The organism is Bradyrhizobium sp. WBOS08, from assembly GCF_024585125.1.
GTDB classification, from domain to species: Bacteria; Pseudomonadota; Alphaproteobacteria; order Rhizobiales; family Xanthobacteraceae; genus Bradyrhizobium; species Bradyrhizobium japonicum_B.
Genome location: NZ_CP028988.1, coordinates 332,363 through 345,291, shown reverse-complemented (window position 1 = coordinate 345,291; position 12,929 = coordinate 332,363). Strand labels below are relative to the sequence as shown.

General features: G+C 66.0%; 12 protein-coding genes. 6 read left to right on the top strand and 6 right to left on the bottom strand.

Annotated features, from left to right (window positions below; all coding sequences use genetic code 11):
* Positions 1-98 precede the first annotated feature (98 nt).
* On the top strand, positions 99-284 hold the full coding sequence (locus DCM80_RS01640) for a hypothetical protein (protein WP_257195431.1): 186 nt from the start codon (positions 99-101) through the stop codon (positions 282-284).
* 48 nt (positions 285-332) lie between these two features.
* Here DCM80_RS01640 and DCM80_RS01635 read toward each other — a convergent pair whose 3' ends face one another.
* The 3 genes from DCM80_RS01635 to DCM80_RS01625 form a co-directional block, all read right to left on the bottom strand.
* On the bottom strand, positions 333-554 hold the full coding sequence (locus DCM80_RS01635; RefSeq protein WP_257176044.1) for a hypothetical protein: 222 nt from the start codon (positions 552-554) through the stop codon (positions 333-335).
* 46 nt (positions 555-600) lie between these two features.
* Positions 601-840 carry a transcriptional regulator gene (locus tag DCM80_RS01630; RefSeq protein WP_257195430.1) on the bottom strand — a complete coding sequence of 80 codons (240 nt, stop codon included), beginning with the start codon at positions 838-840 and terminating at the stop codon, positions 601-603.
* Positions 841-938: 98 nt separating this feature from the next.
* Positions 939-1,148, bottom strand: a complete 210-nt coding sequence (locus DCM80_RS01625) for a cold-shock protein (RefSeq protein WP_109145937.1) — start codon at positions 1,146-1,148, stop codon at positions 939-941.
* A gap of 428 nt (positions 1,149-1,576) precedes the next feature.
* On the opposite strand from DCM80_RS01625, the gene rpsU reads away from it, so the two are divergent.
* Positions 1,577-1,840: a 30S ribosomal protein S21 gene (rpsU, locus tag DCM80_RS01620; RefSeq protein WP_257195429.1), complete on the top strand. Its 264-nt coding sequence runs from the start codon at positions 1,577-1,579 to the stop codon at positions 1,838-1,840.
* 14 nt (positions 1,841-1,854) lie between these two features.
* On the opposite strand, the gene DCM80_RS01615 is transcribed toward rpsU, so the two are convergent.
* A complete protein-coding gene (locus DCM80_RS01615) occupies positions 1,855-2,481 on the bottom strand; it encodes a TetR/AcrR family transcriptional regulator (protein WP_257195428.1) in 627 nt (208 codons plus the stop codon).
* A gap of 132 nt (positions 2,482-2,613) precedes the next feature.
* Here DCM80_RS01615 and DCM80_RS01610 point away from each other — a divergent pair, with 132 nt between their 5' ends.
* The 4 genes from DCM80_RS01610 (at position 2,614) to DCM80_RS01595 (ending at position 9,545) form a co-directional block, all read left to right on the top strand.
* The gene (locus DCM80_RS01610) at positions 2,614-3,846 is read left to right on the top strand and encodes a cytochrome P450 (RefSeq protein WP_257195427.1); all 1,233 of its coding nucleotides are present in this window, start codon (positions 2,614-2,616) and stop codon (positions 3,844-3,846) included.
* 279 nt (positions 3,847-4,125) lie between these two features.
* On the top strand, positions 4,126-7,782 hold the full coding sequence (locus DCM80_RS01605; RefSeq protein ID WP_257195426.1) for an AsmA-like C-terminal region-containing protein: 3,657 nt from the start codon (positions 4,126-4,128) through the stop codon (positions 7,780-7,782).
* A gap of 370 nt (positions 7,783-8,152) precedes the next feature.
* Positions 8,153-9,271 (top strand): DUF2336 domain-containing protein, encoded by a 1,119-nt coding sequence (locus DCM80_RS01600; RefSeq protein WP_257176035.1) that lies wholly within the window; start codon positions 8,153-8,155, stop codon positions 9,269-9,271.
* Between the two features lie 31 nt (positions 9,272-9,302).
* Positions 9,303-9,545 carry a hypothetical protein gene (locus tag DCM80_RS01595; protein ID WP_028138011.1) on the top strand — a complete coding sequence of 81 codons (243 nt, stop codon included), beginning with the start codon at positions 9,303-9,305 and terminating at the stop codon, positions 9,543-9,545.
* Positions 9,546-9,579: 34 nt separating this feature from the next.
* Here the strand turns inward: DCM80_RS01595 and DCM80_RS01590 are convergent, their stop codons facing one another.
* Both DCM80_RS01590 and DCM80_RS01585 read right to left on the bottom strand, forming a co-directional pair.
* Entirely contained in the window at positions 9,580-11,286 is a 1,707-nt protein-coding gene (locus tag DCM80_RS01590; RefSeq protein WP_257195425.1) for an ATP-binding protein, read from the bottom strand.
* Positions 11,283-12,797, bottom strand: a complete 1,515-nt coding sequence (locus DCM80_RS01585; RefSeq protein ID WP_257195424.1) for an ATPase domain-containing protein — start codon at positions 12,795-12,797, stop codon at positions 11,283-11,285. The genes DCM80_RS01590 and DCM80_RS01585 overlap by 4 nt, the downstream gene beginning before the upstream one ends.
* Positions 12,798-12,929: the final 132 nt, after the last annotated feature.

Here is a 12,929-nt window from a genome sequence, read left to right as displayed (position 1 = left end):
TCGAGCCAGGCGCAGCAAGCCGGTCCAGGAATAAGGCGAGCACAGGAGGCCCCGACACCGGGGGACTTCGAGCCGCCAGAAGCACAGAGGAACGTCTGATGAAACCGTATTCCCCATGGCGTGCAGCGAACGAGGCGAACAGCCACTTCAAACAGGCCGCGGCGAAGCCGGCGACCGATTACGAGAAGGCGGAGCAGGCTTTCCAGGCAAATCGGGAACGGCTGAAGGCCGAGCGGCTGGCGAGGGAGGCAGAACTGCGGAGCCGGTCCGAGAGGACGCCTTAGGCGTCGCACTTCTCCTACGACAAGCGCCATACCGTCGCGGCGCTGCAGCTAGAGCATGGAAAGGACGACGACCCCGTCTTGGAGCTCGCCTGAAGCAAGCCGTTCCCGCGCCATGCGCTCGAACTCGGTTCGATGCTTCTGCAGATAGCTGAACGCCTGCTTCTGCGTGTTGAAGGTCGTGGCAAGCTGGCACATCTGCCGATTTGCGCCGGACGCGAGAAAGAAGGTGATGGTTCCGTGGTCTGGCTTGATTCTAGGCACGATCTGCACCCTCCGGCATGTGATCGGCCCCTCGCTGGCGGCGGCTTGAAGACGATTATCGTGTCGGCTTCTTCGCGCGCTTCTTGGGCGCCGGCGGCAAAGCCAGCCGAGCAGTTTCGTCAGCCGCTTCCTTGGCCTCGCGCACGGCTCGGAGCCGCGCCATGTTCTTGCGAACTTCGATGGCCTGCCGTTCGGCGTCGGCCATTGCCCGCGCTCCGTCTTCAGCGGCGACGCGGCGACGATCGGATCGCGCGACGCTTTCGGGTGACGGCTCTGCCGGCTTCTTGGTGCTCATCGTCCACCCGGCTCCGCAAACGACTAAACCCGCTCAATCCTGGGATTGAGCGGGCAGGGCGACCGTTTCAGTACATCCGTGAAGCGGTCGCCACGATATCAAGCCAGCGAGAGATTCTCAGCGCTGACCTTGCCTCGCATCTTGTCGGTCTTGATCTCGAAATTGACCTGCTGGCCCTCTCCGAGACCTGCAAGACCAGCCCGTTCAACGGCGCTGATGTGAACGAACACATCGTTGCCGCCGTCGTTCGGCTGAATGAAACCGAAGCCCTTTTGGCCATTGAACCACTTGACCGTACCTGTCGTCATCTTCTTCTCCAAAGCGCGCAAGCGCATTCCGCGCGACAATCACGCGGTCATCTTCAACTTCGTCGATGTCTTTGGAAAAGGAGCCCGCGGGCGCATTCAACAAGGCACAGCGGCTAATCGAACGAGTTCAATATATATGATCCCCAGGATTTTGCAAGGAGCCAGGCTGGTTTGTTTCGAAACAGCCGATTCGTCTGTTCCGATCGAGGCGCCTTGCGTGGCTCTGTCGATCTGGCAGCGGGACGTTAGCGATTGACAGCGCTGCACGACAAGGGTCACGGTGTCTGTATCGCCGCGACAAGCAGACCTGCGTCCGAAGCCGCGACCAATATCGCCGCCGCTATCACCAAAATTCGCAATGAAGCTCCTGCGCAAGCGGCTGCCTGCAGGACGTGTCGCCATTCGCAGCCCCGATCGGGAGGATCAAATTGCACGTACTCGTCAGAGACAACAACGTCGAGCAGGCACTCCGCGTTCTCAAGAAGAAGATGCAGCGCGAGGGCGTCTTTCGCGAAATGAAGCAGCGGCGCTCGTATGAAAAGCCGTCCGAGCGAAAGGCACGCGAGAAATCCGAAGCTGTTCGTCGCGCGCGCAAGCTGGCCCGGAAACAAGCGATCAGAGAGGGATTGCTGCCCGCGCCGCCGAAGAAGAAGCCCTTTGAACGCAAGCCGCCCTTGCCGCATGCGAGTTGAAGCCGGCTCGCGTCCTATGACGATGCGCCCTGGCTCGCCGCCAGTCCCGTCCTGCGCCTGAGATCCGTGATCGCGCGCAGAAAGCTGTCGGCCGGCGTGGTCTCGGGATCGATCAGCCGGTGCAGGCGGAAGCCATCTTCCAACGCGAGCACGACAGAGGCCATCCAGGGCGGATTGAGATTGCCGTTCTTGCCGTTGCTCTTCAGCGTGGCCTCGACGATGTCGGCGACCAGCTTGCGGCGCGCGCGCAGGCGTTTGGCGAGCTCGGGCCGGCGCTTCTCGGCACGGGCGACGAACAGGATCATCTCGATGTGCAGCAGCGGGGAGCGGCCGAGCGGATCCTGCCGCGTGCGGTCCATCGCCTTCAGCGCGGCGATGAAATCGTCGAGATTGTCGTGCTGGGCGAGGATATCCATGTTGCGCCGGATCGACTGCTCGACATGGTCCTCGAGCATGGCGATGATCAGCTCGTCCTTACTCTTGAAGTTCGAATAGAACGCGCCGCGGCTGAAGCCCGCCGCCGCCGCGATCGCCTCGATGCTGGCGCCGCCGATGCCGTCCTGTTCGAACACGCGCGCGGCCGCCTCGAACAGTTTGTCGCGCGTATCGTCCCTGGTCGGCCTGGTTCTCACCCTTGACATCGCAGCAGGGTAGGGCAGAATGCAACTCGATACAACAATGTATCGAGTTGATAATTTCAAGGGATGGTTACGCCGCGCAAGCAGGCAAGCGTCGGCGTATTCGTGTCATGCGGCAACCGGTTTGAGGTCACCATGAACGAGCACGTGCAAGGCGCCGGCGGCGCGCCGCTGTTCAACCCGCTCTCGCCGGACTTCATCCGCGATCCCTATCCGCATTACGACCGGCTGCGCACGCTCGATCCGATCCATGTGACGCCGTTCGGCCAGTTCGTCGCCAGCCGCCATGCCGACGTCAGCCTGGTGATGCGCGACAAGCGCTTCGGCAAGGATTTCGTCGAGCGCTCGAAACGCCGCTACAGCGACAAGATCATGGACGAGCCGGTGTTCCGCAGCATGAGCCATTGGATGCTGCAGGCCGATCCGCCGGATCACACCCGCCTGCGCGGCCTCGTCGTCAAGGCCTTCACCGCGCGCCGGGTCGAGGACATGCGGCCGCGCATCCAGGAGATCGTCGACCAGGCCATCGATGCCGTGATCGACCGCGGCCACATGGACCTGATCGAGGATTTCGCCTTCCGCCTGCCCATCACCATCATCTGCGACATGCTCGGCATCCCCGAGGAGCATCGCGAGGTGTTCTACAACAGCTCGCGCGATGGCGGGCGGCTGCTCGACCCCGTACCCCTCACGCCGGAGGAGATCAAGAAGGGCAACGAGGGCAACCTGCTGGCGCAGATGTATTTCCAGCAGCTGTTCGAGCTGCGCCGCAAAAATCCCGCCGACGACCTCATCACCCAGCTGGTGCAGGCCGAGGAGGACGGCAACAAGCTCAGCAACGAGGAGCTGACCGCCAACATCATCCTGCTGTTCGGCGCCGGCCACGAGACCACGGTCAACCTGATCGGCAACGGCCTGCTCGCGCTCCATCGCAACCCGGACCAGCTTGCGCTGCTCAAGGCACGCTCCGAGCTGATGGAGGGCGCGATCGAGGAATTCCTGCGCTACGATTCCTCGGTGCAGATGACCGGACGCGTCGCGCTGGAGGAGATCGAGGATCTCGGCGGCAAGCGGATCCCCAGGGGCGAGACCGTGCTGTGCCTGCTCGGCTCGGCCAACCGCGATCCGGCGGTCTATCCTGACCGGCCCGACCGGCTCGACGTCACCCGCCAGAACGTGAAGCCGCTGTCGTTCGGCGGCGGCATCCATTTCTGCCTCGGGGCCCAATTGGCGCGCATCGAGGCCGAGATCGCCATTGCCACGCTGCTGCGGCGGCTGCCGGACTTGCGCATCGACGACGTCGAGAACCCGGAATGGCGGCCGACCTTCGTGCTGCGCGGCCTGAAGCGGCTGCCGGCGAGCTGGTGAGGCTTCGGGACTGATTCTGCACGCGCTGCCCTCATCCTGAGGACCCGCGAAGCGGGCGTCTCGAAGGATGGCCGCGGGCGAGAGCGGGCCTGCATGGTTCGAGACGGCGCTTGGTGCGCCTCCTCACCATGAGGGTCGCCCTCCAGCGTTAACCTCCGCGCGCAACAGTCGCTGTGACTTCGCCACACTTCCCCCTATATAAGGGGCTGTTCCGGCACGCCTGAAGTCCATTGAAGGCCAGGGTTTGGTCCGGGTGCCGGTTTGGCCGAGGGGAGACCCGTGCAGACGACGCTGCTCGGATTGGCGATTGCCTTCATCATTGCGCTGCTGGCCGCGCTGATCGGGCCTTACTACGTCGACTGGAACCAGTTCAGGCCCCAGTTCGAGGCGGAGGCCGGCAAGATCATCGGCGTGCCGGTGCGGGTCGCGGGCGAGCTCGACGCGCGGCTCCTGCCGGCGCCGACGCTGCGGCTGCGCCAGGTCACCTTCGGCGGCAACAACGATCTCGGCCGCCTGCGCGCCGACAAGCTCGACGTCGAGTTCAGCCTTAGCTCGCTGATGCGCGGCGAATGGCGCGCCACCGAGCTTTCGGTGGGCGGCATGGCGGTCGATCTCGGCCTCGATGCGCGTGGGAGGGTCGATCTGCCCTCCACCGCGAGCGGCACCTTCAATCTGGCCTCGCTCGCGATCGAGCGGCTCAATCTCACCGGCCGCATCGCCCTGCACGATGCCGCCAGCCGCTCGACGCTGGAGCTGAACGACATCACCTTTTCCGGTGACGTCCGCTCGCTCGCGGGCTCGGTGCGCGGCGATGGCGGCTTCACCGCCAACGGGGTGCGCTATCCGTTCCGCGTCTCGTCCGGCCCGAGCGCCGACGGCAACGCCACCCGTCTCCACCTCAACATCGATCCCGGCGAGCGCGCCATCCTCGCCGATCTCGAAGGCGTGCTCGCCTTCGACAACCGCCTGCCGAAATTCGACGGCGCGCTGACGCTGGCGGTGCCGGCGGTCAAGAAGGCCGGCGCGGCCGGGCCGGCCCCCTGGAAGCTGACGACCAGGCTCAAGGCGGATCCGGCCGGGGCGAAGTTCGAGCAGATCGACGCGAGCTTCGGCCCAGAGGACAGCGCGCTGAAGCTCGGCGGCGTCGGCGACCTCAAATTCGGCGCCTCGCCGCTGCTGCGCGCGGTGCTGTCGGCGCGCCAGGTCGATGCCGACAGGCTCGCCGCCAAGAATACGGACAAGGACGATGCCGAGCCGCTCCGCGTCCTGCCGGCGCTGCGCGCGGGGCTCGCCGCCATTCCGCAGGCGCCGATCCCCGCCCAGATCGAGTTCAACTCCGACCAGATCATGCTCGGCGGCCGTCCGCTGCAGAACATCACGACCGAGCTCCAGACCGACGGACGGTCCTGGACCTTCCAGCGCCTCGAGCTGCGCGCGCCCGGCATGACGCAGCTCTCGCTCAACGGCGCAACGCCCGGCGCTGACAGTTTCAGCGGCCGTCTCAGCGTCGAATCCTCCGATCCCGACACGCTTGTGGCCTGGCTCCAGGGCCGCAGCGAGGTCAACCGCCGCAGCACGCGGCCGCTGCGCCTCGCCGGCGAGGTCACGATCGCCGCCAACCATCTCGCCATCGACCGGCTGAAGGCCGACATCGAAGGCGGCACCGTCGAAGGCCGCATCGCCTTCGTGCAGACAGGCGCGAGCAAGGGCTCGCGGATCGACGCCGACCTCAAGGCCGATCGGCTCGATCTCGATTCCGCCGCAAGCTTCGTGCGCGCGCTCGCGGGACCGCAGGGCGAGTGGCCGGAGGAAGCCAAGCTCTCGCTCGATATCGGCCGCGCGATTTCCGCCGGGCAGGAGCTGCGTCCGTTCACTGCCAAGCTCGCTTACGGCCCCGCCTCGCTGTCGCTGGAGCAGCTGCGCTTCGGCCAGGCCGGCGGCGTGACCACCGTGGCGAGCGGCAGCTTCGACCGCGCCAGGACCACCGGCAAGCTCGCGCTGCAATCCTCGGCCAATTCGCTGCGCGAGCTCACTGCGCTGATCGAGCCGTTTGTGCCCGCGCTGCGCGCGCGCCTCGATGCCATCCCGGCTGCATCGGGCGCGACCCGCCTCAAGCTCGATCTCAGCCTCGACAAGAACGCCGAGCATGCCGATCGCAGCAATGCCCGCGCCGTGCTCGAGCTCGATGCGCCGCAGCTCAAGGCGACCGCGGCGCTGGCTGCGCAGACGCCGGCTGCCGCGATCGGCGGCATCGACCTGGAGCGTCTGCGCAGCAGCGACTTCACGCTGGACTCGAAAGTGTCGACGCCGCAGGCGGGGGCTCTCCTGGCGCTGCTCGGGCTCGATCGCATGGTGGCCGCAGGCGAGGGCGCTTCGCAGCTGGAGGGCAAGCTGACCGGCGCCTGGCGGCGGCCGCTGCAACTGAGCGCGAAGCTGAGCGGCGGCGGGCTGGATGCCGACGCGCAGGGCAGTGTCGAATTGTCGGAGCCGAAGGGCAGCGTGAACTTGCGCGTGCGCAACGTCAATCTGGCGCCGCTGCTCGGGACCAGCCGGACCGACAAATCGGTGCAGAACGTCAGCCTGTCCTCCCGCCTTACGCTGACGGGCAATCGGCTGACCTTCGACGATCTCGACGGCAATGCGGCCGGCGCGCATCTGCGCGGCCATCTGGCGGTGATGCTGGATTCCGACAGAAGCGTCGACGGCGAAGTCGGTCTCGATACGCTCGATCTTGCGCCGGCGCTCGCGCTGGCGGTTGGCGCAGCCGGGCGTGATGCGAGCGAGCCGCTCAGCGCTGGGCTCGTCACCGGCTGGCGCGGCCGCATCGCCTTCCAGGCGTTGCGCGGGACCTTGCCCGGCGGCATCGAGCTGCGTCCGTTCGGCGGCACGCTCCGCGGCGACGGCCAGTCGTTCGCGCTCGATGGGCTCAAGGGCACGCTCGGCGGCGGCGAGATGTCGGCGAGCTTCGACGCGCGCAACAGCGCCAATGGCCTCGCTGTGAATGCGCGCATCGAGCTCGCCAATGTCGATGCGGCGGCGCTGCGCTACCGCGAGCTTGCGCTGCCGAAGGGACGCGCCTCGGTGCAGATGGCGCTGACCAGCCAGGGCCGCAGCGTCGCGGCGCTGACCGGCGCGCTCGCCGGCAACGGCACGGTGACGCTGGAGGCCGCGGAAATCGGCGGCCTCAATCCGCGCGCCTTCGAGATCGCGATCCGCGCCAGCGACGGCGGCCAGGTCGCCGACGACAACCGCTTGCGGCAGCTGGTCGAGCCCGCGCTTGCCGCCGCACCGATCGCGGTGGCGTCGGCCCAGATTCCCTTCACGATCCGCGACGGACGCTTGCGCGTCGGCGCGACGCCGCTGGAAGCGAAGAATGCCCGGGCCATCGTCTCCGGCGGCTACGACATTCCCGCCGACCAGGCCGACATCCGCGCCAGCCTGACGCCGATCATGACCGGCCTCTCCGGCGCCCCGCCGGAGATTCAGCTGTTCGCCGCGGGTCCGCCCGACAAGCTCAACCGCACCATCGATCTGGCGCCGCTGTCGTCCTGGCTTGCGGTGCGCACGATCGACCGCGAGACGCGCCGGCTCGACGCGATCGAACGCGGCGAGCCGCCGCCAGCGACCGCGGCGCTGCCGACGCTGGTGTCTCCGGATCCGACGCCCGAGCTGGCGCCCGCGCATGTGCCGCTGCCCGGCCAGGATCCGCGCCGCCCGCCCGCAAAGCCAAAGGCTGCGCCGACGCCGAGACCGCCGCAAGCGGCTCCCGCTGCCCCGAGCCCTTCACTCACGAGTCCTTCACTCACAAGCCCGCCGCTCGCGAGCCAGCAGCTCGCGCCGCTGCCGCCGGCCATCGACGTCAAGCCTGCCCCGGGCCCGCCGCCGGCCAAGCCGAAGCCAAAGCCCCCGCTGGTGCTGACGCCGCAAAACCCATGAGGGCGCTTCTGGTTTGCTCGGACCGGGCCGCGAGTTTGCTTACCTCCCCCGCGTGCTTGCGGGAGAGGTCGCGCCGAAGGCGCGGGTGAGGGCTTTCTCCTCTAAGGGATTGTCCCGTTGCGGAGACACCCTCTCCCCAACCCTCTCCCGCAAGCGGGTCGCAAGCGGGCGAGGGAGCGCACCGTCCTTCTTCTCCCGCCCCTTAACCCATTCCCTCGCATTTGAATGAATTTTGCCCGGCAAAACTGATTTGCCGATTTTACTGAATTCTCGCGTTTCTTCCCTAGCTTCGGTTCCAGAGGAACTCGGCGTCGCGTCGATTGCGGCGCAACGGTCCGCAAGAGAACGACCAAGAACTGGGGTGATCGAGATGAACGGGGCGAAATCGCTTCTGCAGGATCTGGACGACGCGATCGCGCGCGGCACCGAGGAAAGCCGGGCGAAGGCGTTGTGGCATGCGACCGACATTCTGATCACCGGCCGCTACAGCGACGACGAGATCAGCACGTTCGGCGAGGTGATCGGCCGGCTCGCCGAAGAGATCGAGGTCGCGGCGCGAACGCAGCTGTCGGAGGTGATGTCGGCGTGCGATCACGCGCCCCTGAACGTCATCGAGAAGCTCGCCCTCGACGACGAGATCGCGGTCGCCGGTCCCGTGCTGCGCGATTCCAATCGCATCGACGACAGGATGCTGGTGGAGAGCGCCATGACCAAGGGCCAGTCGCATCTGCTCGCGATCGCCCAGCGCAAGTCGATCGGCGAGGCCGTGACCGACGTGCTGGTCAAGCGCGGCAACCAGGAGGTCGTGACGTCGGTCGCGAAGAACGAGGGCGCGCGCTTCTCCGGCTCGGGCCTGTTGCACATGGTCCGCCGCGCCGAGGGCGATTCGATCCTCGCCGAGCAGCTCGGCCTGCGCAAGGACGTGCCGCGCCATATCTTCCAACAGCTGATCTCGAAGGCCTCGGAAGACGTCCGCCGCCGCCTCGAGACCGAGCGGCCCGAGATGATGGCGCAGATCCAGAGCTCGGTGACGGAGGTCACCGGCGACCTTCAGTCCAAGTTCGGTCCGTCCTCGCGCAGCTATTTCGTCGCCAAGCGCGTGGTCACGACGCAATACCGCCAAGGCAATCTCAACCAGGATTCGATTTCGAACTATGCCCGCCAGCACCGTTTCGACGAGGTCCAGATCGGCCTGTCGCTGCTCTCGTCGTTGCCGGTCGACGTGATCGAGCGCGCGCTGATGGACCGCAATCGCGAGATGATCCTGGTCCTGTGCAAGGCGCTCGACTTCTCCTGGGATACGACGATGTCACTGCTCTTCCTCGGCGCCAAGGATCATCTGATCACGGCGCGCGAGCTCCAGGACAACGAGCGCGAATATGGTCGGCTCAAGATCGAGACCTCGCGCAGCATCTTGAAGTTCTACCAGTCGCGCAAGACCGGCGCGGGTGCCGATGCGGGCCGTCAGCCCGAGCTCCAAGTTCACTGACAGGTACATGAAGGACAGGGGAGTATCTGCAATGTTGCCTCAATTCGGCACCGCCGTTCGCAAGAAGAATCTCAACAGCGCCGCCCCCGGCGATCTCGGCGGCGGAGCACCGGACAAGGCCTCGGTCGACGCGGCCTGGCTCGTGCTCGAAGCCGCCAATGATCTCGGCGACCACGCCGCGATCGAAGCCTGTCGCCGCGTCATCGACGCCGAGCTGACCGGCACGGTGGCCCGCAGCGCCGACGTCGACCTCGTGCTCGGGTATTTCCGGTAGGACTCGCTATCGCCAATCGCGGGTCCTTGCGCCGTCAGCAAGAGCCTGAGCGCTGGGACTCCAGACCAAGCCGCACACTCGGTCGCAAGGCACTCAGAGCCGCGGCCAGCTCGTCGATGCGATAGGGTTTTGCGAGGATTCGGATACCCGCCGTCTCTGCTTCGTGGAACGAGGCCTCGGCGTAACCGCTGGTCAACAGCACCGGAATGTCGTTTCTTCTTTTCTTGATCTCTCGCGCGAGCTCGACCCCATTCATGCCACCCGGCATCATGATGTCCGAGAAGATCAGGTCGATGGAACGGCCGTCTGCCAGGGCCCCCAGCGCCGCTGCGGCACTGCCGGCGCGGGTCACGTCGTAACCGAGCTGGCCGAGCATCTCGCTCACGAGCGAGGCAACCTCGTCATCGTCCTCAACCAGCAAGACGCGACCCTGATTGCTCCGCTTGGGTCGCACTCTGGTGAGGTCGATGAGGTGCCGCTCGCTCGAAGGAACATCGAACGATCGCGGCAGGTACAACTCGATGCTGGTGCCGCGGCCGACTTCCGATTGAATTCGGACGGTGCCCCGCGACTGCGTTGCAAAGCCGTGGACCTGCGCCAGCCCAAGTCCGGACCCTTTGCCGACGTCCTTGGTGGTGAAGAACGGCTCGAAAACACGCGACAGGATCTCCGCCGGCATGCCGATCCCGGTATCGATCACCGACAGCCGGACATAGTCGCCTGCGATCTCCTCGTCGTTCAGGTCGGGCAGGTTCTCGCCGCGGACCACGATGGTGCCGCCATTGGGCATGGCGTCGCGGGCGTTGACCGCCAGATTGAGAATGACCAGCTCGAGCTCTCCGGGATCGACCTCCACCGGCCACAACGAATCCGGGAAGTCGAACTCGACATGGACGTCGCCCCGCAGGCTGCGATCGAGCAGCTCGCGCATGCCTCCGATTTGCGCGGCGACGTCGACGGGCTGCGGCCTGAGCGTCTGCCGGCGGGAGAACGCCAGCAGCTGCTTGGTCAGGCTGGCGCCGCGCTGCGCCGCCTGGATCATCCCGTCCATGAGACGCCGGCGCCGGCTGGGATCGGTCTGGCGATCAAGCATGTCGAGGCCGCCGGAAATCACCATCAGCAGATTGTTGAAGTCGTGCGCGACGCCGCCGGTGAGCTGGCCGATCGCCTCGATCTTCTGGGCCTGGCGAAGCGTCTCCTCGACGCGCGCGCGTTCGTTCATTTCGAGGCGAAGCTGCTCGTTGGCTTCCTTCAACTCGCGCGTGCGCTCGACCACCAGCTTCTCGAGCTCCTGCGCCGTCTCCTCGCGGGCCTGCAGCAGAGCCCGGATCTCGTATTGGCGCCGCCGCGCCCTCATCGCGGATTGAACCGCGCTGGTCAGCGTGATCGGCTGAACCGGACGCTCGAGCAGCGAAACGTTGCGGAGAAGTTCGACGATGCTGCGTCGCCACGCAACCACAGCCGGCTGCTCTCGATGGCTGGTGAGGACGACAAAGGGGAGGTCGGACCACGGCGGTTGCGCCGCGATCCATTGTGCCAGCGGCGCCGTGTCCTTTCCGAACAGTCCTTCCTCGGCGAGAAAGACGGTGCCGACGCCTTCGCTCATCGCGCTGACGAGTTCGGGCAGGCTTCGACAGTTCACCGCTTCCAGATGGGAGCTGCGGAAGAGCTCGGCTGATGTCGGCCCGTCGCGTCCGATCGGGGCGAATATGAGGACGCGGCCATCGCGAGCCGCGTTCATTCGATCGGTCCTTCCGGGAGTGCCGTGCCGGTAAAATGCGGATTGCCGGAAAAGATGCCGCTGAAATCCTGAAGCGGCGGGCCGAGCTTGATTCCGGTGTTGCCGAGCCGGAACTCGCGGATGGTGTGCTCATGGTTGCCGCTGCGCTTCTTAACGACGGACAGAGCGCGCCGCACCGTTCCGCCGAACTCGAAATAGCGCAACATCAGCACCGCATCGCTCAAATAGCTGAGGTCGAGCGGCGTATCCATCGGGCCCACGATTCCATGCTGCGCGAGGATCAAGATCGTGAGCACGCCCTGCTGCGCCAGATAGCTGAGCAATTCATGCATCTGCAGCACGAGAAAGCGCTCGTCCGGCATCGCGTTCAAATAGCCGTTCAGGCTGTCGATGACGACGATGCGGGCGCCGTCGACCTCGACGCTATGACGCAGCGTCGATGCGAACTCGCCGGGCGACAATTCGGCGGGATCGACTTGTTGAAACCGGATTTTGCCGGAATCGAGGTGCTTTTGCAGAGGCAGGCCGAGCGTCCGCGCCCGCGCTTCGATCGTTCCCCGGCCCTCGTCGAACGCGAAGAAAACGGCGTGCTCGCCGCGTTCGGCCCCAGCGATGGCATAGGCGAGCGCGAGCGACGACTTCCCCACGCCGGCAGAGCCGAGCAGGAGCATGTTGGTGCCGCGCTCGATCCCGCCTCCGAGGAGCCGATCGAGCTCGGCGTTTCCACTGGACATGGACTCGCCGGGGAACGCCTTGTGATGCTCGGCCGCGACGAGCCGCGGGAAGATGCGCAGGCCCCCTGCTGAAATTGTAAAATCGTGGTATCCGCCGCGGAATCGAATGCCGCGCATCTTGATCACGCGAAGCCGGCGCCGCTCCGCGCCGTAGTCGATCGCGAGTTGCTCGAGCATGACGACGCCGTGTGCGATCGAATGCAGCTGCAGATCGTCCTGGGAGGAGGACAGATCGTCGAGCAGCACGACGGTGCAATTGCGGTTGGTGAAGAAGTGCTTCAAGGCCAGCACCTGGCGGCGGTAGCGAAGCGGGTTTTGGGCCAGCAGGCGCAGCTCGGACAGGCTGTCGAGCACGACGCGGGTGGGATTGAGCCGCTCGACCTCCTTGAAGATGAGGCCGGTCGTTTCGCTGAGCTCCATCTCGGCAGGATGGAAGACCGTGAGCTCCCGATCGGGGTCGAGTGTCGTCTCCGGCGGGACCAGCTCGAAGATGTCCACGCCTTGCAGAGACCAGCCGTGCCGATGCGCGACAAGCTCGAGCTCCCGCCGCGTCTCGGAGAGGGAGATATAGAGCACACGTTCGCCGTCGCGCGCGCCCCGGAGAAGGAATTGCAGCGCGATCGTGGTCTTGCCGGTGCCCGGACGTCCCTCGTAGAGATACATCCGGTTGGGGTCCAAGCCGCCGCCCAGGATGTCGTCCAGACCTTCGCTGCCCGTTGAAATTCTCGGCAAATCCTTGAGGGAACTGGCCGAAGCAGCCCCTGATGGATCGGTCATTGAACCCCCTCAGCACATGTCGGAAGAGCACTAGGCCCCAGGCGTCGAGAGGCTGGGGCCGGGACCAAAATAGGTCCGTACAAGGAACTCTTGAGCAGCGAGCCGGTTCCCGGCCGCCGGGGCTTGTCTGGC